Consider the following 22351-nt stretch of genomic DNA (forward strand, 5'->3'; position numbering starts at 1 on the left):
CTGGCCGCCACTGCCGTCATTTGGGATTTCTGGTCAAAATCGCCGAAGCCACGCAAGGGCCGGGCGCAGCCGGCTTTCTCTCGGTTTCCGCCCGAAAGACGTCACGAGGCGGACGCGACGACCCCCGGTTGCACGCGCCCGAACTCGACGTCCCAGCTGCGTTCCGCCGGTGCGGCTTCGCCGCTCAGCCCGAGCTTGGGGAAAAGCAGTTCCGCGACATTGAAAACCTCTTCCAGATGCGGGTAGGCGGACGCGATGATCGTTTCGATGCCGATCTCCTGATACTCGCGGATGCGTGCGGCAACGTTGTCGGGATTTCCGACCAAGGCCGTTCCAGCACCCCCACGCACCAGCCCGGGTCCGGCCCACAGGTTCGGACCGACAACCAGCCGGTCTCGTCGGCCCTGGTGCAGAGCCGACATGCGCTTCTGTCCAACCGATTCCGAGATATTGACGAATCCGTTCTGGGCCTCGGCGATCAGGTCGTCGGTGACGCGGCTGATCAGTCGGTCTGCGGCGGCCCAGGCCTCATCCTCCGTTTCGCGAACGATCAAATGGATGCGAAGGCCGAAGCGGATCGTTCGGCCTTGCGCCGCTGCGGCCTGCCTGACCCGCCCGATCTTTTCGGCGAGCTGGTCCACCGGTTCGCCCCAACTCAGATAGGCGTCCACGTGCTTGGCGGCGATCGCAATGCCGGCATCGGACGAACCTCCGAACCACAGTGGAGGATGGGGCTGTTGAACCGGCGGGAAGGAAATGTCGGTGCCGTGGGCGGAAAGATACTTGCCCTCGAAATCCGCCGGTTCACCTGAAAGGATTCGCCGCCAGATGGTCAGGAACTCGTCGGTCTGCGCGTAGCGGTCGTCATGGTTGAGCTTGTTGCCGTCACCGGCGAGGTCGGCTGGATCCGCGCCGGTGACGACATTGAGCAGCACCCGGCCGCCCGAAATCCTGTCCAGCGTGGCGGCATGGCGCGCAAAGAGGGCCGGCGTTCCGCTGCCCGGCCGGAGCGCTACGAGGAATTTCAGCCGTTCGGTCAGCGGGATCAGGCCGGCTGCAACGATCCAGGCGTCCTCGCACCGCGTTCCGGTAGGCAAGAGCACGCCCTTGAAGCCAAGTCGATCGGCGGCTTGGGCGATCTCCCTGAGGTAGCGGAAGGTTGCCGGCCGGTGCCGCTCGTCGGTGCCGAGATAGGGGCCGTCACCATGGGTCGGCAGATACCAGTAGAGATCGAGCGGGCGGATGTTGCTGGACATCGGATTGTTCCTTCAGTGACAGGGGTGTGTGTTGACGGGCAGTTGTCAGAGCTTGCCCTTCCAGGGGACGAGGCGGTGCTCCAGCCAGCGCATGCCGCTCGTGAAAGCGAACGCCAGGGCGGCAATGACGATGAGGCCGACGAAGACAACGTCGGTAGCGAGGAAGTTGGCCGCGGACATGATCATGTAGCCGAGCCCCGACTGCGCCGCGATCAACTCGGCCGCGACCAAGGTGGACAGTCCGGCTCCGATGGCAATTCGCAGGCCGGTCAGGATTTCCGGCAATGCGGATGGCAGGATAATGGTCGTGAACAATTGCAGGCGGCTCGCGCCAAGGGACAGCGCGGCATTGATCCGCTCAACGGGCACTGAACGGACTCCGGCCTGCGCGGCAAAGCAGATCGGGGCAAAGGTCGATAGCGTGAGGAGCGTGATCTTGGAGGTTTCGCCGATGCCGAGCCAGATGATCAGCAGCGGCAGATAGGCCAGGGGCGGCAAGCCCCAGTAGAGGTCGATCGGAACGCTGAAGATCCCCCTGATCCAACGGTTGAGGCCCATCAACAGGCCAAGGGGAACACCCAGCACAATTCCCGCGCCCAGAGCCGCGGCGATGCGGCCAAGGCTTGCCAGCGTGTGGTTGAGAAGCGTGTCGTTGGCATAGCCGTCGGCCGCGACGGCGCTGAACTGTGCCAGGACCTCGGCCGGGGACGGCAGGAACAGCGGTGACGCCCAGCCGAAGCGTGCGGCGAGGAACCACAATGCAATCAGCGACGCAAGCGTAACCAGGCTGATGCCGAGTGTGTTCGTCGATGCGGATCGACGTGGCCGAGCCGGCGGCGCGCGCCGGGCGGTCGAAGTCTGGAATGTGGTTGGGGAATTGGCGGCAAGCGTCATTGCAAGGTTCCTGTGCGGGCGCCTTCCGGCTGATGGATGAGCGAGCGGATTTCCTGCCGCATTTCGATGAAGCGCGGATGGGACTGGATCGGCCCGATGTCGCCGCTTTCGGCGAAGTCGCGCACGAAGTCGGCGTCGAACCGGGCGACGATACGACCTGGCCGGGGCGACATCACAACGATCGTCGTGCCGAGCGTCAGGGCTTCCTCGATCGAATGGGTGATGAACAGGATCTGCTTGCCCGTCTTGGCCCAGACTGAGGCCAGAAGCTGCTGCATGGTCTCGCGCGTCAGGCTGTCCAGCGCGCCGAACGGCTCGTCCATCAAGAGGATCTTCGGATCTGTGGCCAGCGCCCGCGCGATGCCGACCCGCTGGCGCATGCCGCCCGACAGTTCGTAGGGCGGCTTTTCGGCGAAATCGGCGAGGCCGACCAGTTCCAGCAGGCGTCTTGACCGCTCGTGGCGTTCTGCGCGGGGAACCCCCCGGTACTTCAGGCCGAGCGCGACGTTGTCCAGCACGCTGGCCCATGGCAGCAGAGTATCCTTCTGGAACACGACGCCACGATCGCCGCCTGGCGCCGCGATTTCCCGTCCGTCCAGCGTGATCGTGCCTTCGGTGAGCGGCAGGAAGCCGGCGATCGCGTTCAATAACGTCGACTTGCCGCACCCGGAAGCACCGACCGCGACGACGATGGAAGCGGGGGCGATATCGAGCGAGACGTGATCGAGCGCATGCACGTCCTGTCCATCGGAAGCCGGAAAGGTGACGCTGGCATCTCGGATTCGAAGCATGGTGGCCTCCGGGCGATTTGGCTGGCGCGCCAGCCAAATCGGGGTTCCTTCAGGGATTGCTAGTTCGAGGCCTTGGCCACTTCGACATATTGCGGATCGGCGAAGGCCGCGTAGCTGTCCTTGACCGAGGTGATCTTGTGCTGGTCCTTCAGGAAGCCCGCGGTGTCCTTGAGGATTTTCGCGACCGCGCTCTTCTCGCCACCGCCCAGCCATTTGTCGGAGACCTGTTCGTCGAGCGGCGGGACGACCGTCGTCTTCAACTGCTCCGAATTCTCGGCCGCTGTGCCGCCTTGCAATTTTGCGATCAGCTTCGCGTTCTCGGTATCCGGGCCCCAGGCGGCCGGATTGCTCAGGTAAGCCTGGTTATAGCCGTCGATCAGCCGGACATACTGGCCGAGGAACTCCGGATTGGCCTTGGCGAACGCGCCGGTGACGACCAGAGCGCCGAAGGTCGGCGCGCCGCGATCGGCGACCTGGCCGGCCGTGAGCAGGATCTTGCCGTTCTTCTTGAGCTCGGAAAGAGCCGGATCCCAGACGAAGCCACCGTCAATGTCGCCGCGCTTCCAGGCCGCGACGATCTCGGGCTGTGGAATAGCTATGACCTGGGTTTCCTTCTCGGAAATGCCTTCCTGCTTGAGCACGGCGAGAAGCTGGTAGTGATCGGTCGAGACCGGTGCGGCGGCGAGCTTCTTGCCGCGCAGGTCCGCCGGCGACTTGATTTCGGGTCGCACCACGAGCGCCTCGCCGTCGCGGGAGACCGACGAGATGTAGAACGCCTTCACGTCGATGCCCTTGCTGATGGCGGCCGAGAACGGGCTCGATCCGACATCGCCGATCTGGACGTCACCGGATGCGATGGCGGCGAAGATGTCGGCGCCGGAGTTGAAGCGGCGGAATTCGATGTTCCAGCCCGTCTTCTTGGCAAGGTCGCCATTGGCGATGCCAAGATTATAGGGGTTGGCGCCGGTCTGGTAGGCGACGACGACTTTCTTGTCGTCCGCGGCGTTTGCCGCGGTACTGGCGGAAGCCAGGGCAAGTCCAAAAAGGGTGGCGGAAATCAATTTTCGCATGGGCTTTAATCCTTGGAACAGAGGCACAGCCTCGATTGCAGCCGATCGGAGCGGCCGTGAATTAAAGTCCACTGAATTTATAGACTTAGACAGAAATGAAATTCCGAAAGCCTGTTCCTCGATAGAAAAGATCTGACGCGAACCGGCCCTAATGGATCACCCACACGCAACATCAGGCGTGCGCCGCATCGTCGGCGCCGCTGCCGATGTTACGGATTTTAAGTCAAATTTTACCGAACTGGCGCCATGGCTTTTGCGCTGCCGGGGTGTTCCTGCCGGCCTGTTTCGCGTATGGGGTAACGATGCGTATTGTCCGGACGATTCAGCTGGTTCTCGCCTCCGGCCTGATGGCCGTCTCTTCGGCCCATGCGGGCGAGGGGAGCTGGATTTCGGGCGACTGGTACCTGACGCTCGGCGCAACCGGCCTCATCGCGCCGAATTTCGAGGGCGGCAAGAAGTACATGCTCGGCGCCCAGCCGATCATCTCGCTCGGCAAGGTGGGTCCGGAAGCGCGCTTCACCTCGCGCAATGACAACATCTCGCTGGCGCTGATCGACGACGGCAGCGTGCGCGCCGGCCTGACCGGCAAGTTCCTGTTCTCCCGCAGCAGCAAGGATGAACTGGCGGGTCTCGACCCGGTGCGCTGGGGCGGCGAGGTCGGCGGCTTCTTCGAATTCTATCCGCTTGACTGGGTGCGAGCCCGCGCCGAGCTCAGGCATGGCATCCGCGCCCATGACGGCTTCGTCGCCGATATCGCGGCCGATGCCTTCTACGATGTGACGCCCTCGGTCCGCATCTCCGGCGGGCCGCGCGTCTCCTTCGCCTCATCGGGCTATTTCGACGCCTATTACGGCGTCAATGCCACCGAAGCGGCGGCCTCCGGCCTCAGCGAGTACCATCCGGGCGGCGGCCTGAAGTCGACCGGCCTCGGCGGTGCGATCACCTGGAAGGTGACCGAGCCGATGACGGCCAGCCTGTTCGGCGAATATTCGCGCCTGATGGGCCCGGCCGCCGATTCCAGCCTGATCCGGGAGCGCGGCGATCGCAACCAGTTCACGGTCGGCGTCTCGACCACCTATCGCTTCGACTTTTCGATGTAGCCGCCTGAACTCGGCGCTTTATTCCTGCTGACTAATCCGCTAAAAGCCCGGCCATGACGAGCTTTTCGCGCCTGTTTGCGATCGCGATACGAATTACGAGCCCGGTGTTCCGGGTGGCCTGAGCGCCGCCGGAGCCGCCGGGACTGTTGCGCGCGCCTCGCGCTTTTTTCAGAACATGATAGTTCAACGCCCGAGCCTGTTTGTCGCCGGGCAATGCACATGGCAGACCAATGACCGATACCGCTGAAACGATCGACTATTCCAAAACGCTCTATTTGCCGCAGACGGATTTCCCGATGCGCGCCGGCTTGCCTGAGAAAGAGCCGGCGCTGGTCAAGCGCTGGCAGGATATGGACCTCTACCGCAAGCTGCGCGAGGAGGCCGCCGGGCGCGAGAAATTCGTGCTGCATGACGGCCCGCCCTACGCCAATGGCAACATCCATATCGGCCATGCGCTGAACAAGGTGCTCAAGGACGTCATCAACCGCTCCTTCCAGATGCGCGGCTACGACGCCAATTACGTGCCGGGCTGGGACTGCCACGGCCTGCCGATCGAATGGAAGATCGAGGAGCAATACCGCGCCAAGGGCAAGAACAAGGACGAGGTCCCGGTCAACGAGTTCCGCAAGGAATGCCGCGACTTCGCCGCGCACTGGATCAAGGTGCAGGGCGGCGAGTTCCAGCGCCTCGGCGTCGTCGGCGATTTCGACAATCCCTATACGACGATGGCTTATCACGCCGAGGCGCGCATCGCCGGCGAGCTGTTGAAATTCGCCATGTCGGGCCAGCTCTACCGCGGCTCGAAGCCGGTCATGTGGAGCGTCGTCGAGCGCACCGCGCTTGCCGAGGCCGAGGTCGAGTACCAGGACTATGAGAGCGACACGATCTGGGTGAAATTCCCGGTGGCGAGCTTGGCGCGCCCGGTCGCCGGCGCCGAGGACGCGCCGGCGGCAGTGCTGTCGGAATCCTCGCTCGACCTCATCGAGGCCCATGTCGTCATCTGGACGACGACGCCCTGGACGCTGCCCGGCAACCGCGCCGTCAGCTATTCGCCGCGCGTCGCCTACGGGCTTTACGAGGTGACGGCGGCCGAGAACGTGTTCGGCCCGCAGCCCGGCGAGAAGCTGATCTTCGCCGACGCCCTTGCCGAGGATGCCTCGGCCAAGGCCAAGGTCACCTTGAACCGCCTTCACGATGTTTCGGCCGAACAGCTTGCAAGCTTGACGCTGTCGCATCCGTTCAGGGGGCTGGCCGACGGATACCAATTCCCGGTGCCGATGATCGCCGGCGAGCATGTCACCGACGATGCCGGCACCGGCTTCGTGCACACCGCGCCCAGCCACGGCCGCGAGGACTTCGACGCCTGGATGGACGCGGTGGCGGAACTGCTCAAGCGCGGCGTTGATACCGCGATCCCGTTCCCGGTCGACGATGCCGGCTTCTTCACCAAGGACGCGCCGGGCTTCGGCCCGGACCGCGAGGGTGGAGCGGCGCGCGTCATCGACGACAATGGCAAGAAGGGCAATGCCAACCAGGCGGTCATCGAGGAACTGATCAAGCGCAATGCGCTGTTCGCGCGCGGCCGCCTGAAGCATTCCTATCCACACTCCTGGCGTTCCAAGAAGCCGATCATCTTCCGCAACACGCCGCAATGGTTCGTCTATATGGACAAGGACCTCGGCGACGGCACGACCTTGCGCAGCCGCGCGCTGAAGGCGATCGACGACACCCGCTTCGTGCCATCCGCCGGCCAGAACCGCATCCGCGCCATGATCGAGGAGCGTCCCGACTGGGTGCTGTCGCGCCAGCGCGCCTGGGGCGTGCCGATCGCCGTCTTCGCCGACGTGGACGGCAACGTGCTGAAGGACGAAGCGGTCAACCAGCGCATCATGGAGGCCTTCGAGGCCGAGGGCGCCGACGCCTGGTTCGCGCCCGGCGCCAAGGAGCGCTTCCTCGGCAATCACGATGCCGCGAAATGGCATCAGGTGATGGACATCCTCGATGTCTGGTTCGATTCGGGTTCTACGCATGTCTTCACGCTGGAGGACCGTCCGGACCTGAAATGGCCGGCCGACGTCTATCTCGAAGGCTCCGACCAGCATCGCGGCTGGTTCCACTCCTCGCTGCTCGAAAGCTGCGCCACCCGGGGCAGGGCGCCCTACGACACCGTCGTCACCCATGGCTTCACCATGGATGAAGAGGGGCGGAAAATGTCGAAGTCGCTCGGCAACACCGTGGTGCCGCAGGACGTCATCAAGCAGTCGGGTGCCGATATTCTGCGGCTTTGGGTGGTGACGACCGATTACTGGGAAGACCAGCGGCTCGGCAAGAACGTGCTGCAGACCAACATCGACGCCTACCGCAAGCTGAGGAATACCATCCGCTGGATGCTGGGCACGCTTGCCCACGACGATGGCGAGGAGGTGGCGCTGGACAAGATGCCGGAACTGGAGCGGCTGATGCTGCACAGGCTGTCCGAGCTCGACGAACTGGTGCGCCAGGGCTACGACGCCTTCGAGTTCAAGCGCATCACCCGCGCGCTCGTCGACTTCATGGTGGTCGAGCTGTCGGCCTTCTATTTCGACATCCGCAAGGACGCGCTCTACTGCGACGCCCCCTCCAGCGTCCGGCGCAAGGCCGCCGTGCAGGTGGTGCGCCACCTGTTCGACTGCCTGGTCAAATGGCTGTCGCCGATGCTGCCCTTCACCATGGAGGAGGCCTGGCTCGATCGTCACCCCGACGCCGTCTCGGTCCATCTCGACCAGTTCCCGCAAATTCCGGCGGACTGGAGGAACGAGGCGCTGGCGGAGAAGTGGCGCAAGGTCAGGCAGGTGCGCCGCGTCGTCACCGGCGCGCTCGAGATCGCCCGCGCCCAGAAGGTCATCGGCTCGTCGCTGGAGGCGGTGCCGGTCGTCACGATCGACGATGCCGCGCTTGAAGCGGCGATCTCGGATGTCGACATGGCCGAGATGGCGATCACCAGCGATCTGGTCATCGCCCACGGCAAGACGCCAGACGGCGCCTTCACGCTGGACGACGTCAGGGGTGTCGCGGTGGTCGTCGAGAAGGCCGAAGACCGTGGCCTGGTGAAATGCGCGCGCTCCTGGCGCTACACTGCTGATGTCGGCGAAGATCCGGAATTTCCGGACGTCTCGGCCCGTGATGCCGATGTACTGCGCGAACTCAAGGCGCTCGGGCGGCTCTAGTGCATGTCGCCCAAAAGTGTGAAGCGGTTTTGGGATAACGACATGCATCACCAAAATGAGTGCACAAATGCCACGCCGGGCGGCGGATTGCCGCCCGCGCGTTGCCCTTAACGGGTGGTTGAGGTAAACACGCGAAACTCCGGACGACAAATTCTCGCCGGAATTCCGTCGCAAGTGCTTGGCCGATGGGGACCGCGCCTCTGGCCGGTGGCGATCGAGAGGCTGTTTATTGTGGGACTTTTTGGCATGACCGAGAGAACTTATGCGCGCGTCGCGCTGCTGGCGCCGCTTGTCGTATCGGGGCTTGCGCTGTCCGGCTGCATGGGCTCGCCCACCTATGGCACCGACAAGCCTGCCGCCACACAGCTCGCCGACGATCTCTCCAGTGCCTTTTCGATCACGCCGAAGCGCAAGGAACAGATCGATTACAAACCGCGCCCCGATCTGGTGAAGCCGGCGCCGGGGCAGAAGGGAAACCTGCCGCCGCCGCAGGAGAGCATCGAGACGGCGAGCGCCGATTGGCCCGAATCGCCCGAGCAGCGCCGCGCCCGACTTCGCGCCGACGCCACCGCCCACCAGGACGATCCGGCCTACCAGTCGCAGATCGTCGACGACGTGCAGACCGATCCGGCAGCGGTGAAGAAGGCGATGGCGGATTCGGCCTCGAGCCACCCGCCGCGCTGGACTCCGGCGGATTCGGACAAGGGCCGTGCCGCCGAGATCCAGCGCCGCATGGCAGAGGGCAAACAGGGCGACCCCAACACCCGCAAATATCTGAGCGAGCCCCCGCTGGCCTATCGCGTCGCCTCCGACGCCGCGCCGCAGGGCGAACTTGGCGAGGACGAGTACAAGAAGGAACGCCGCCTCAAGAAGGAGGCGGCCGCCAAGAGCAAGAGCGGCGGCTGGTTCGACTGGTGGTAAGGTTTTCGGCCCTGGGCTTCTTGGCCTAGGCCGATTTCTACGGCTCGCGCCGCTCCCGGAAAAAATCCTTGAGAATGAGGGACGCCTCGCGCTCGCCCATGCCCGGATAGATGTCCGGCGTGTGGTGGCAGGTGGCGGAGGTGAAGAAGCGCACGCCGTTGACCACCGCGCCGCCCTTCTCGTCGGCGGCGCCGAAATAGAGCCGGCGCAGTCGTGCGAACGAGATGGCGCCGGCGCACATGGCGCAAGGCTCCAGCGTGACATAGAGATCGTGGCCGGTAAGCCGCTCGCTGGCGAGCTTTTCGCAAGCCTGGCGGATCGCCAGCATCTCCGCATGCGCCGTGGGATCGGCAAGCTCGCGGGTGCGGTTGCCGGCCTTGGCGACGACCGTGCCGCCGCTGGCGATGACGGCGCCGACCGGCACTTCGCCGCGCCGCGCCGCCGCCTCGGCCTCCGCCAGCGCCAATGCCATGAAATCGGGCCGCTTCACGCGCTTTCCATTCCGATTATCTCCTCGCCACCCGACAGCGATCCTGTTATCTAGCGCCTAACCTCGAAAATCGGACTCGGTTTTCGGCAACGATCATGCGCCACATCAAAGTGCGACAGCGTCCTTTGCGCGCCCGAACGGATGCGCCACGCTGTAGCAGCGCAAACAGGCAAAGGCCACATGGACGACAACGACAAGAAATTCCGGCCCAAGAAGGGGCCGGTCAGGGGCGGTCCGAAAGCCGCGGGGCCGCGCGGCCGCGATGGCGCCGCCGGCAAGGGCGGCAAGCCGGGCTTCGGCGCCAAGAAGCCTTACGCGCCGCGTGGCGACCGGCCGATGGCTGCCGAAGGCGAGCGGCCAAAGCGCGATTTCAAGAGCGGCGACCGGCCGTTCAGCAAGGGCAAGCGTCCCGAAGGCAAGCCCTTCGAGAAGCGCGAGGGGCCGCGCAAGCCCTACGCGCCGCGCGGCGACCGGCCGACGGCTGCCGAAGGCGAGCGGCCTCCGCGCGATTTCAAGCGCGCCTACAAGCCGCGCGATCTAGAGCAGGGCGCGCCAGGCGGCGACAAGCCGTTCCGCAAGGGCCCGCGTCCGGACGGCAAGCCGTTCGAGAATCGTGAGCGCAAGCCCTATACGCCGCGCGGCGACCGGCCGATGGCCGCCGAGGGCGCGGGCGGCGAAAAGCGTTTCGACCGGCCTAAACGCGATTTTGCCGATCGTCCGAAGCGTGACTTTGCCGATCGCCCGAAGCGTGACTTCGCCGATCGCCCCAAGCGCGATTTTGCCGGCGACCGGCCGCAGGGCGGTTTCAAGCCGCGCCCGCGCCCAACGGAGGCCGCCGAGGAAGCGGGCGAGCGCATCGCCAAGCGGCTCGCACGCGCCGGTCTTGCCTCGCGTCGCGACGCCGAGGAACTGATCGCCGCTGGCCGCGTCAAGGTCAACGGCAAGGTCCTGTCCTCGCCGGCCTTCAACGTCGTGCCAGATGACATCATCCATCTCGACGGCATGGAAATCCCCAAGATCGAGCGCACGCGGCTGTTCCTGTTCCACAAGCCGGCCGGCGTCGTCACCACCAACCGCGATCCCGAGGGCCGCAAGACCGTCTTCGACGTGCTGCCGGCGGAACTGCCGCGGCTGATGACCATCGGCCGCCTCGACATCAACACCGAGGGGCTGTTGCTGCTGACCAATGACGGCGGCCTGTCGCGCGTGCTCGAGTTGCCGGCCACCGGCTGGCTCAGGCGCTACCGGGTGCGCGTGCACGGCAAGGTCGAGGAAAGCGCGCTCGCGGGCCTGCGCGAGGGCATCGCCGTCGACGGCGTTTTTTATGGCGCGATCGAAGCCAGCCTCGACCGGGAGCAGGGCACCAATGCCTGGCTGACGATCGGCCTGCGCGAAGGCAAGAACCGCGAGGTCAAGAACATCCTTGGCGCGCTCGGCCTCGACGTGACGCGGCTGATCCGTATTTCCTACGGCCCATTCCAGCTCGAGGACCTGCCGGAGGGCCATGTGCTGGAGATCAAGGGCCGCGTGCTGCGCGACCAGCTCGGCGAGCGCCTGGTCGAGGAATCCGGCGCCAATTTCGACGCCGAGATCCAAAAGCCCTTTTCCAACAAACCGGTGCGCCGCACCGAACCGCGACGCGATGAGGCCGAACGGCCAAAATTCCCGCGCGATGGCGTCGATCGCCGGCCGATCGGCGAAGGCGGGCTGATCAAGGCCCGCAAGCGCCGCGAAGGCAGCCGCGACGAGGCGCTGGGCAAGCTTTCGACCAAACCCGACAGGGCCTTCGGCGAGCGCGGTCCGAAGCCGGAGCGCGGCGGTTTCGGCGACAAACCTCGCGGTGGTTTTGGCGACAAGCCCCGTGCGGGGTTCGGCGGCAAGAAGTCCGAGCGCGAGCAGCGGCCGATCGAGCCGCCCGGCCAGCGCAAGGCCAATGTCTGGATGGCGCCGGGTGCCCGGCCGATCGGCAAGGGCAGGGCGGAGGCCGATGCCGCAAAGGCGGCGGAAGCGAAGGCGCGCAAGGCTTCGTTCAAGCCGTCCTATGGCAAGGCCGCCGGCAAGCCGGGCGGCGCCAAGCCGTACGGCAAGCCGCGTGGCGAGCGCCCGGATGGCGGCGACCGGCCGCGCCCGAAGGGTCCCAGGACCAGATGAGGGCCGGACTGAAATGAGAATCGTCGGCGGTGAGTTCCGCGGGCGTCCGCTGGCGACGCCGCGCGGCAATGCCATCCGCCCGACCACCGACCGCACGCGCGAGGCGCTCTTCAACGTGCTGGCGCATCGCTTCGCCGACAAGCTCGATGGCGCGCGCGTGCTCGACCTGTTCGCCGGCACCGGCGCGCTCGGTCTGGAGGCGCTGTCGCGGGGGGCTTCCTACGGCGTCTTCATCGAGGAATCGGCCGAGGGACGCGGCCTGATCCGCGAGAATGTCGAGGCCTTCGGACTGACCGGCCGCACCAAGATCTTCCGCCGCGACGCCACTGGGCTCGGCGATGCCGGCACGCTGGCCGCTTTCGGCCTCGTCTTCGCCGATCCGCCCTATGGCAAGGGTCTTGGCGAGCGCGCGCTGCGTTCCGCCAGGCAAGGCGGCTGGCTGCTGCCCGGCGCGCTCTGCGTCGTCGAGGAGGCGGCCTCCGCGCCGTTCGAGGTCGGGGAGGGATTCGCGGTGGTCGACGAGCGCGGTTATGGCGAGACGGTGATCCGGTTCATCGAGGCGGGGTGAGCAGCTCTCCCCTCCCACAAGTGGAGAAGGAAGAAGCGCCGCCTCGAAAATGACGAACAATTCACTTTGCCTCGACCAGCAACCTTGCCTATCGTCGCGCAACCGAAACCGGAGCGTTTAATGACATCTTGCACCAGACGGCTGCGCGCGGCGCTCCTTACCTCGGCGCTTGCGCTCACCGGCCCGGCGCTGGCCGGCGACGACGGCAAGGTGACGGATTTTCTCCTCGACAACGGCATGGAGGTGGTGGTCATCCCCGATCATCGCGCCCCGATCGTTACCCACATGGTGTGGTACAAGATCGGCAGCGCCGATGAGCCGGCCGGCAAATCCGGCATCGCGCATTTCTTCGAGCACCTGATGTTCAAGGCGACGACCAACCACGCCGCCGGCGAGTTCGACAGCGCCGTCGCGGAGATCGGCGGCTCCAACAACGCCTTCACCTCCTACGACTATACCGCCTTCCATGAGACGGTGGCGCCATCGGCGCTGGGCGAGATGATGGCCTTCGAGGCCGACCGCATGCGCAACCTCATCCTCACCGACGACGTCATCAAGACCGAGCGCGACGTCATCCTGGAGGAGCGCCGTTCCCGCATCGACAGCAGCCCGCAGGCGCTGCTGGAGGAGGAGGTCGACGCCACGCTGTGGCAGAACCAGCCCTACCGCATTCCGGTCATCGGCTGGATGCAGGAGATGGAACAGCTGAACCGCACCGACGCGATCGCTTTCTACGACAAGTATTACCGGCCGAACAACGCCGTGCTGGTGGTGGCTGGCGATGTCGAGCCCGACACGGTGAAGGCGCTGGCAGAGAAGACCTACGGCAAGGTCGCGCGCGGGCCGGACCTGCCGCCGCGCATCCGCCCGGTCGAGCCCGAGCAGAACACCAAACGCTCGGTGACGCTGTCCGACGCGCGCGTTTCGGTGCCGACCTTCTCGACGCAATGGGTGGTGCCGTCCTATCACACGGCCCGGCCGGGCGAGGCCGAGGCGCTCGACCTGCTCGCCGAAATCCTCGGCGGCGGCAACCGCAGCCGGCTCTACCAGCAGCTGGTCGTGAAGCAGGGCGTCGCGGCGGAGGCCGGCGCCTACTTCCAGGGCACCATGCTCGACGCCACCAACTTCACCATCTACGGCGCACCGCGCGGCGACGCCAAGCTCGGCGATGTCGAGGCGGCGGTCGACGCCGAGGTCGCCCACATCGCCAGGGACGGCGTCACCGATGACGAGCTGGAGAAGGCCAAGCAGCGCTATGTCCGCTCGATGATCTTCGCCCGCGACAAGCAGGACGACATGGCCAACATGTATGGCTCGACACTGGCCACCGGCGGCAATGTGCAGGACGTGCTCGAATGGCCGGATCGCATCCGCAAGGTCACCGCCGACGAGGTCAAGGCGGTCGCCGCCCGTTATCTGGTGCTCGACCATTCGACGACAGGCTATCTCCTGCCGCAGCAACAGGCGGGGAATTGATGATGAGTTCTGTGGCCGGGCGGATGAGTGCTTTTCCTTCTCCTCTTTTGGGAGAAGGTGGATCGGCGCGTGGCGCCGAGACGGATGAGGGGTGCTGGCAGGACCGCCCACGGTTCGTTTCTTCCAACACCCCTCATCCGTCGCCTTCGGCGACACCTTCTCCCGCAAGGGGAGAAGGAAAGGCGCTGCGCGCCCTCGCCACCCTTTGCTTTGCGATCTTCTTCCTGATCCTGCCCGCGCTCGCCGCGCATGCCGGCATGAACATCCAGGAGGTGAAGTCCGACAAGGGCATCACCGCCTGGCTGGTCGAGGACCACACGGTGCCGATCATCGCCATCCGCTTCGTCTTCGACGGCGGCACCGCGCAGGATCCGGCGGGCAAGGAGGGGCTGGCCAATCTGATGACCGGCCTGTTCGACGAGGGCGCCGGAGACCTCGACAGCGATGCTTTCCAGGTGAAGCTCGACGATGCCGGCGCCGAGATGAGCTTCGAGCCGCAGCGAGACGGCATTTACGGCTCGATGCGCATGCTGTCGGAACAGAAGGACGCCGCCTTCGATCTCTTGACGCTCGCGGTCAACAAGCCCCGCTTCGACCAGGCGCCGCTTGACCGCGTGCGCGCCCAGGTGCTGGCGGGCATCGTCGCCAATGAGCGCGACCCCAATGCGATCGCCCAGCGCAAATGGCTGCGCGCCATCTATGGCGAGCATCCCTATTCCAGGCCGGACGAAGGCACCAGGGAGAGCATCGCAGCGATCGCGCCGGCAGATCTCGGCGCCTTCCACAAAGCGAGCTTCGCCCGCGACGGCCTGCATGTCGCCGTGGTCGGCGACATCGACGCCGCGACATTGAAGCGGAAGCTCGACCAACTGTTCGGCGACCTGCCGCAGAGGCAGGCGCTCGCCGCCATCGCCGACACCCAACCCAAGCTTGGCCAGCAGGTGGAGGTCGACTACGACCTGCCGCAGACCTCGCTGCAGTTCGCCTATCCCGGCGTGAAGCGCAGCGCGCCGGATTTCTTCGCCGCGGTGCTGATGAACGAGATCCTCGGCGGCGGCACCTTCACCTCGCGCCTCTATGACGAGGTGCGCGAGAAGCGCGGCCTTGCCTATGGCGTCGATTCCAACCTGGTCGACCACCAGCATTCCAACGCGCTGATCATCACCACCGCGACTCGCTCCGACCGCGCGTCGGAGACGCTTGCGATTGTGCGCGACGTGGTCAAGACATTGGCCGAACAAGGTCCGACAGAGGCTGAGCTCGACGCCGCCAAGAAATACATGATCGGCGCCTATGCCATCAACAATCTGGACTCCTCCGGCTCCATCGCGGCGACCTTGGTGGAACTGCAGCTCGACAGGCTGGGCATCGACTATCTGCAGCGCCGCGCCGGCCTCATCAACGCGGTGACGCTGGATGACGTCAAGGCGGCGGCGAAGAAGCTGCTGTCGCCCGCGCCGGCGATCATGGTCGTCGGGCCGCCGCTCGCCAAGACTGCGGGAGGCGGCAAGGGATGAGCAGCGGCCCCACCTTCGGCGTTGCCTTCGGCGGCGGCGGCGCGCGGGGCCTGGCCCACATCCACGCCATCGAGGCGCTGGACGAGCTCGGCATCAGGCCGGTGGCCATCGCCGGCTCCTCGATCGGCGCCATCATGGGCGCCGGCATGGCCTCCGGCATGACCGGCAAGGACATCCACGACTATGCCCGCTCGATCCTCGGCCGCCGCGCCGAGGTGGCCTCGCGCATGTGGCGGGCACGGCCGGGCACCATCGCCGAGGCGATGGAGAGCGGCATCCGCGTCAGCCAGTTCAATGTCGAGCGTATCCTGAAGGCCTTCCTGCCAGAGGCCATTCCCGAAACATTCGCGGAGCTGAAGATCCCACTCAAGGTGACGGCGACCGATTATTTCGGCCACAAGCTTGCGGTCTTCGAGGATGGTGACCTGCATTCCGCATTGGCTGCCTCGGCGGCCATTCCGGCGGTGTTCCGGCCGGTGACCCGCGATGGCCGCGTGCTGATCGACGGCGGCATCTACAACCCGGTGCCGTTTGACCTCATCGAAAAGGACGCCGACATCGTCATCGCCATCGACGTCGTCGGCGCGCCGAGCGAGGCCGAGCGCAGGCACCCGACCACCGTCGATTTGATGTACGGCGCCACGCAACTGATGATGCAGTCGATCATCGCCAACAAGCTGAGGCAGTGTCCGCCCGACATCCTCATCCGCCCGGCCGTCTCGAAATACCGCGTGCTCGATTTCCTGAAGATCGAGACGTTGATGGCCGAGACGGTCGAGATCAAGGATGAACTGAAACGCGCCGTCGAGAAGGCGGTTGCAGAGCACGGCGGCAAGCGCGGCAAGAAGGTGGTGTGAGCGAATCAGCTCCGTCCGCTTCGCCCGGCGTTATACTCCCATATACTTCAACTTCACCGGGCCGAATCTTCGTCGAAATGCCCGTTGACGCACGCCCAGATAGAGTTAATAATGTTCTAATATAGTAGCGTAAACAATCTCCCGACCGGCAACAACGAGTTACGGCGCTACAGGGAAGGGAACCGCGCGGCGACATATCAGTCGCCGCCGCATCACCATCGAGCCGCCAGTCGTCGTGAGGCGCTGTCGCGTTTTGCAGTTCGCCGGCCGCTGCCGCGGGTTGCCAGACGCAACGCCGATCCTCCTCCCTCTCGGACTTGAGCGCTGAATCTCGGCGCTGTTGCCATGGCCAGTCAGCCGCGTTGCGCGCCGTTGCGCGCAGCTGACTCGTCCCTGATGGGAGAGGCAAGTCGTGACTGCGGGGTTCAGTAAGGCGTCGCTCGGGTTGTTGAGCAAAGCAGCGTTTGCTTCGGCGCAGGCGAAGGTCAGGCTTTTCGGCTTTGCCGTCGTCGTTTGCGTCGCCGGTTTCTTTCTGTCCGGCTTCAGCGGGCTTGCGTCGATGGGCTGGACGCTCGTCGCGGTGGCGATGGCGGGTATCGGCAGCCTGGCCATGTTTCGCGCCCGCGGCGACGGCAGGCAAAAACCCGTTGGCGACCCAGCCGGTCGGACCGCCGCGCCGGGCAAGCCATCGGCGAGGCCGGCCGCGCGGAAGGCCAATCCCGCTCGCTCCGAACTGGCCGCTGCGCTTGCCAGTTGCCGGTCGGCCTTCATTGCGGTCGGACTGTTCAGCGGCATGCTCAACGTGCTGATGCTTGCCGGCTCGCTCTACATGCTCGAGGTCTATGATCGCGTGCTGCCGAGCCGCAGCCTGCCGACGCTTGTCGGCATCTCGATATTGCTCGTCATCCTTTATTGTGGGCAGGGTTTCCTCGATTTCGTGCGGGCGCGGGTGCTGGTGCGCATCGGCGGGGCGCTCGACGAGGCGCTTGGCCGTCGCGTCTATACCTCGATGCTGAGATTGCCGCTGAAGGCCGCGCGCGGGGCTGACAGCCTGCAGCCGATGCGCGATCTCGACAGCGTGCGCGGCTTCCTGTCAGGCATGGGACCGACGGCGCTTTTCGACCTGCCATGGCTGCCCCTATACCTGATCATCATCTTCATGTTCCACTGGGTGCTTGGCGCCGCGGCGCTGCTCGGCGCGGTCGTGCTGGTCGTGCTGACCCTGCTTGCCGAGCGGCTGACGCGACTACCGGTATCGGCCGCAACCTTGAGCGGCAACCGGCGCGGCGGGCTCATCGCTGCAGGCACCCGTAATGCCGAAGTGGTCGCCGCCATGGGCATGGCTGGCGGGCTGGCGTCGCGCTGGCAGGATGCCAACGTCGAATTCATCGCCGACCAGCGCAAGGTCAGCGACGTTGCCGGCAGTTTCGGCGCGGTGTCGAAAGTGCTGCGCATGCTGCTGCAGTCGTCGATGCTCGGCATCGGCGCTTGGCTGGTGATCGAGCAGGAGGCATCGGCGGGCGTCATCATCGCCGCTTCCATCCTCAGCGGCCGGGCGCTGGCGCCGGTCGATCTGGCGATCGCCAACTGGAAAGGTTTCGTCGGCGCGCGCCAGGGCTGGCAACGCCTGACCAAGGTGCTGGCGGTCATGCCTGCCGAAACCGAACCCCTATTGCTGCCGGCCCCCAGCGCCAGCGTGGTGATGCAGAATGCCGCCATTACGGCTCCGGGCCTGCAGCGGCTGCTGGTGCAGGACGCCAGCTTCGCCATGGAAGCCGGCCATGGGCTCGGCATCATCGGGCCGAGCGGCTCGGGAAAGTCCACCTTGGTGCGGGCCCTGGTCGGGGCCTGGCAACCCCTCGGCGGCCGCGTCAAGCTCGATGGCGCCGACCTCGACCAATGGTCGTCGCAGGAGCGCGGCCGCCATATCGGCTACCTGCCGCAGGATGTGGAGCTGTTTGCCGGCACGGTCGCCGAAAACATCTCCCGCTTCGAGATGGACGCCGACCCGGCAGCAATCATCGCCGCGGCCAAGGCGGCCGGCGCGCATGACCTGATCGTCGGCTTCCGCCAGGGTTATGAAACCGAGATCGGTGACCATGGCGAGGCGCTTTCGGCCGGCCAGCGCCAGCGCATCGCTTTGGCTCGCACGCTCTATCGCGATCCGTTCCTGGTCGTGCTCGACGAGCCGAATTCCAACCTCGACATGGACGGCGAGCAGGCCTTGATCCGCGCGATGCTCGGCGTTCGCGAGCGCGGCGGCGTTGTCGTCATCGTCGCCCATCGCCCGAACGTGCTGACCGCCGTCGATTTCATCATGGCGATGAAGCAGGGGCGCGTGCACGAATTCGGACCGAAGGAGGAGGTCTTCGCCAAGATGTTCCCGATGCTGCGCTCGGTCCCGTCAAGCAACCCGCCGCAGCGGGTATCCGCGGAAACGACCGCGGTCGCCACCCGGACCGGGGGAGGGAACTGACATGGCCGCGCCCGGCAACGCCCACGCTTCGATCCGTTTCTACACTCGCCTTGGGCTCGGCGCCGTGCTCCTGCTTGGAGGTGGTGTGGGCGGCTGGGCCTCGGTCACCGAGATCGCCGGCGCGGTGATCGCTCCAGGCACGCTGGTCGTCGGTTCGCATGTCAAGAACGTGCAGCATGCGACCGGGGGCGTCGTGGCCGAGATCGACGCTCGCGACGGTGACCGCGTGAAGGCCGGCGACCTTTTGCTGCGTCTCGACCGCACCGTGCCGGCCGCCAATCTTGCGGTGGTGAGCAAGGCGCTCGACCAGCTCATGGCGCGCAAGGCCCGTCTCGATGCCGAGCGCCGGGGGACGGACGGCATCGACTTTCCCCGGGACCTCCTCGATCGCTCGGCCGATCCCGACGTCGCCGAGGCGATCTCCGGCGAGACGCAGCATTTCGACACGCGGCGCACCTCCCGCGCCGGCCAGAAGGGCCAGCTCGGCGAACGCATCGTCCAGCTCGAGAAGGAGATCGCCGGCGACACCGCGCAGATGGAAGCCAAAAGCAAGGAAATACAGCTGGTGCAAAAGGAGCTCGCTTCCGTGCGCACGCTGTGGGGCAAGAAGCTCATCTCCATCGATCGCCTGACCTCGACCGAGCGCGAGGCGACACGCCTCGATGGCGAACGCGGCCAGCTCATCGCCGCGCTGGCGCAGGCGCAGGGGCGCATCGCCGAGATCAAGCTGCAGATCATCCAGATCGACCTCGACCTCAGCACCGAAGTGAACCGGGACTTGCGCGACATCGACGGCAAGATGGGCGAGCTCATCGAGCGCAAGGTCGCCGCCGAGGACCAGTTGAAGCGTGTCGACATCCGCGCCCCGCAGGACGGCGTCGTGCAGCAGTCGCTCGCCTATACGATCGGCGGCGTGATCACGCCCGGACAGACGATCATGCAGGTCGTGCCGGACAATGACAGTCTGGCGGTGGAGGCCAAGATCGCCCCCAGCGACATCGACAAGCTATGGGTCGGCCAGTCGGCGTCGCTGCGCTTTTCGGCATTCAACACCCGCACGACGCCGCAAATCGACGGCGTGGTCGAAAGGACCTCGCCCGACATCGCCACCGATCAGCGCACTGGTGCCAACTATTACACTGTGCGTATCAGGACGACCGCCGCGGAAGTCGCGCGCCTCGGCGAGGTCAAGCTGGTGCCCGGCATGCCGGTGGAATCCTTCATCAAGACCGAGGACCGTTCGGTGATCTCCTACCTGGTCAAGCCATTGCGGGACCAGATCAGTCGAGCCTTTAGAGAGTAAGCCCGCCCAGGTGGGAAACAGCAGCCAAGAGAAAACAGCAGCCACGATCAGCAACCGAATCCGAAGCTAGGGGAAATGAAATGACGTCTAGCGATATCAGCGACAATCTGACCAACGATCCGCTCGCAACCCTTGATTCCACCGTGACCGGAAGCACCGATCCGGCTTCTTCCGACCCCGTTCCGCCGCTTGCGGTTACGATAGACCAGGCGGACGCGGACTACGCGCCCGGCGAGACGGTAGGGATCACCGCCACCGACGTCGGGGACGGCGGCTCGCTCACATTTTCGGTCGCCCATGTCAGCGCTGGCGCCGACGGGGTCCTCGGCACCGTGGACGATGTGCTCACCTATGATCTGACCGGGACTGGTACGCCCTGGGTCGTCACCGATGGCGGCGCCGGCGATCTCGATGGTACAGTCAACGGCAAGATCCAGACCTCGTGGTACGTCAACAGCGACGCGGCGAACCAGGCGTTCGTGCTCACAGCGACAGACCAGGCAGACGGCCGGGTCGCGACCGTGAACTTCACCGATGCTCCTCCTCCTCCCCCAGACGCTTCCGGCGCGGCAGCCGACTTGACGGTGCGAAATGCCACGACACTCGCTGGCTTCAATGTCGGCGACGCAAAGTTCCAAGTCTATCAAGTCAAAACAGACTTCGGACAATCGTCAGGGACTGGCACCTTCGATGCCTTTGTCCAAGTTCAGGGCCCGAACAATCCCCCTACGGAGCAGGGCTACAACTACGATCGCGGCGGCACCTATGGCGATGTTCTCAGCCCGCAGTACAACGAGAACACGAGCGCGCAGCACAACAAGGCCTTGCTTTTAAGCGATATTCCTATCGTCATAGTCGACGGCGTGGCCTATCGGGAATTTCTGCTTGACTCCAACGAACAAAATGGCAGCAACGGCGAATTCATTTCGCTGGACAGCCTGCAGATTTACCAGGAGACCTCTGGAAATCTGGGCATGGGGCACGTGCCGGTTTCCGAGAACACCCCATACACTCCAGGCAGCGGTTTCGGCGTAACCGGCGAGCATCTCGTCTACAATCTGGATGCCAGCGGCGATGTTTGGGTTGCGCTGAATTCCAGCCTGTCTTCGGGCAGCGGCGACAGCGACATCCGCGTCTTGATCAAAGACAGCGAATTTCTCCAGGATGCCGATCATCAATATGTTTACGTCTACTCGGCGTTTGGCGGCCAGGCTGGCGACTGGCAGACAGGCTCGGGCTTCGAGGAATGGGGCACGAATCCCAACAACCTGGTGACGTTCGGGATTTCGGGCACGAAATACCTGGATGCCAATGGCGACAGCCAGACGACGGGCGATGCCGGCCTCGGCGGCGTGACGATCTTCATCGACAAGGACAATAGCGGCGACTTGAGCGCCGATGATCTCACGACGACAACGGCGGCCAACGGCACGTGGTCGTTCACCGGCTTGGACGCCACCTTTGATGGGTTGAAGGTCTATGAACAACTGCCGGGCGGCTATGTGCAGACGCTCGGCCAAGCGGGCTACACGATCGATGGCCTGTCAGGCGAGGACCAGTCGGGGATGGACTTCGCCAATTTCCATGACTTCTCGATCAGTGGCACCAAGTACGAGGACCTGACCGGCGACGGCACAAGCGCCGACGATACCGCCTGGTCGCATGATCCGGTGACGATCTTCATCGACGACGACAACAGCGGCGATTTCAGCGCCGGCGACCGCTCGACGACGACCGACGCCTCCGGCAACTGGTCGATCGGCGGTCTGACGCTGGCCGATGTCGGCAAGAACATCTACGAGGTCGTGCCTGACGGCTCCGAGCAGACCGGCACCCTGGTGCAGACCGTCGGCAACCCCGGCAGCGGCGGCACCGACAGCGGCAACGACTTCACCAACTTCCTCGACTTCTCGATCAGTGGCACCAAGTACGAGGACCTGACCGGCGACGGCACAAGCGCCGACGACACCGCCTGGTCGCATGATCCGGTGACGATCTTCATCGACGACGACAACAGCGGCGATTTCAGCGCCGGCGACCGCTCGACGACGACCGACGCCTCCGGCAACTGGTCGATCGGCGGTCTGACGCTGGCCGATGTCGGCAAGAACATCTACGAGGTCGTGCCTGACGGCTCCGAGCAGACCGGCACCCTGGTGCAGACCGTCGGCAACCCCGGCAGCGGCGGCACCGACAGCGGCAACGACTTCACCAACTTCCTCGACTTCTCGATCAGTGGCACCAAGTACGAGGACCTGACCGGCGACGGCACGAG

General features: G+C 65.3%; 16 protein-coding genes. 11 read left to right on the forward strand and 5 right to left on the reverse strand.

The features are described 5' to 3' along the window. Positions 1 to 101 precede the first annotated feature (101 nt). The 4 genes from ssuD to tauA are packed head-to-tail and all read right to left on the reverse strand — an operon-like array spanning position 102 to position 4011. Positions 102 to 1256 carry an FMNH2-dependent alkanesulfonate monooxygenase gene (ssuD, locus tag EN786_RS22345; protein ID WP_127286396.1) on the reverse strand — a complete coding sequence of 385 codons (1155 nt, stop codon included), beginning with the start codon at positions 1254 to 1256 and terminating at the stop codon, positions 102 to 104. 45 nt (positions 1257 to 1301) lie between these two features. Then, positions 1302 to 2150, reverse strand: a complete 849-nt coding sequence (locus EN786_RS22350) for an ABC transporter permease subunit (RefSeq protein ID WP_127286397.1) — start codon at positions 2148 to 2150, stop codon at positions 1302 to 1304. Next, positions 2147 to 2941: an ABC transporter ATP-binding protein gene (locus tag EN786_RS22355; protein ID WP_127286398.1), complete on the reverse strand. Its 795-nt coding sequence runs from the start codon at positions 2939 to 2941 to the stop codon at positions 2147 to 2149. Before EN786_RS22355 ends, EN786_RS22350 begins: the two co-directional genes overlap by 4 nt. A 59-nt stretch (positions 2942 to 3000) precedes the next feature. Then, entirely contained in the window at positions 3001 to 4011 is a 1011-nt protein-coding gene (tauA, locus tag EN786_RS22360) for a taurine ABC transporter substrate-binding protein (RefSeq protein ID WP_127309920.1), read from the reverse strand. A 302-nt stretch (positions 4012 to 4313) separates the two neighbouring features. On the opposite strand from tauA, the gene EN786_RS22365 reads away from it, so the two are divergent. The 3 genes from EN786_RS22365 (at position 4314) to EN786_RS22375 (ending at position 9238) form a co-directional block, all read left to right on the forward strand. After that, complete coding sequence (locus tag EN786_RS22365) at positions 4314 to 5111, forward strand: MipA/OmpV family protein (RefSeq protein ID WP_127309919.1); 798 nt, start codon at positions 4314 to 4316, stop codon at positions 5109 to 5111. A 230-nt stretch (positions 5112 to 5341) separates the two neighbouring features. After that, positions 5342 to 8317 carry an isoleucine--tRNA ligase gene (gene ileS / locus EN786_RS22370; RefSeq protein ID WP_127309918.1) on the forward strand — a complete coding sequence of 992 codons (2976 nt, stop codon included), beginning with the start codon at positions 5342 to 5344 and terminating at the stop codon, positions 8315 to 8317. Between the two features lie 246 nt (positions 8318 to 8563). Next, a complete protein-coding gene (locus EN786_RS22375) occupies positions 8564 to 9238 on the forward strand; it encodes a hypothetical protein (protein ID WP_127286669.1) in 675 nt (224 codons plus the stop codon). A 37-nt stretch (positions 9239 to 9275) separates the two neighbouring features. Here EN786_RS22375 and EN786_RS22380 read toward each other — a convergent pair whose 3' ends face one another. Beyond that, positions 9276 to 9728 (reverse strand): nucleoside deaminase, encoded by a 453-nt coding sequence (locus EN786_RS22380; RefSeq protein WP_127286670.1) that lies wholly within the window; start codon positions 9726 to 9728, stop codon positions 9276 to 9278. A gap of 180 nt (positions 9729 to 9908) precedes the next feature. Between EN786_RS22380 and EN786_RS22385 the strand changes: the two genes are divergently transcribed. From EN786_RS22385 to EN786_RS22420, 8 genes are all read left to right on the forward strand, one after another. Next, a complete protein-coding gene (locus EN786_RS22385) occupies positions 9909 to 11879 on the forward strand; it encodes a pseudouridine synthase (protein WP_127311770.1) in 1971 nt (656 codons plus the stop codon). Between the two features lie 13 nt (positions 11880 to 11892). Continuing rightward, on the forward strand, positions 11893 to 12447 hold the full coding sequence (gene rsmD, locus EN786_RS22390; RefSeq protein ID WP_127311771.1) for a 16S rRNA (guanine(966)-N(2))-methyltransferase RsmD: 555 nt from the start codon (positions 11893 to 11895) through the stop codon (positions 12445 to 12447). A 120-nt stretch (positions 12448 to 12567) separates the two neighbouring features. Continuing rightward, entirely contained in the window at positions 12568 to 13923 is a 1356-nt protein-coding gene (locus tag EN786_RS22395) for a pitrilysin family protein (RefSeq protein ID WP_135908874.1), read from the forward strand. 185 nt (positions 13924 to 14108) lie between these two features. Further along, the gene (locus EN786_RS22400) at positions 14109 to 15440 is read left to right on the forward strand and encodes a pitrilysin family protein (RefSeq protein ID WP_189340656.1); all 1332 of its coding nucleotides are present in this window, start codon (positions 14109 to 14111) and stop codon (positions 15438 to 15440) included. Beyond that, positions 15437 to 16297 carry a patatin-like phospholipase family protein gene (locus tag EN786_RS22405; RefSeq protein ID WP_127286000.1) on the forward strand — a complete coding sequence of 287 codons (861 nt, stop codon included), beginning with the start codon at positions 15437 to 15439 and terminating at the stop codon, positions 16295 to 16297. Before EN786_RS22400 ends, EN786_RS22405 begins: the two co-directional genes overlap by 4 nt. A 448-nt stretch (positions 16298 to 16745) precedes the next feature. Further along, complete coding sequence (locus tag EN786_RS22410) at positions 16746 to 18773, forward strand: type I secretion system permease/ATPase (protein WP_245478433.1); 2028 nt, start codon at positions 16746 to 16748, stop codon at positions 18771 to 18773. Between the two features lies 1 nt (position 18774). Continuing rightward, the gene (locus tag EN786_RS22415) at positions 18775 to 20076 is read left to right on the forward strand and encodes an HlyD family type I secretion periplasmic adaptor subunit (protein ID WP_127286001.1); all 1302 of its coding nucleotides are present in this window, start codon (positions 18775 to 18777) and stop codon (positions 20074 to 20076) included. A gap of 143 nt (positions 20077 to 20219) precedes the next feature. Then, on the forward strand, positions 20220 to 22351 hold a 2132-nt coding region (locus EN786_RS22420), incomplete at its 3' end, for a hypothetical protein (protein WP_210238902.1).

It is taken from the genome of Mesorhizobium sp. M4B.F.Ca.ET.143.01.1.1, from assembly GCF_004792275.1.
Classification (GTDB): domain Bacteria; phylum Pseudomonadota; class Alphaproteobacteria; order Rhizobiales; family Rhizobiaceae; genus Mesorhizobium; species Mesorhizobium abyssinicae.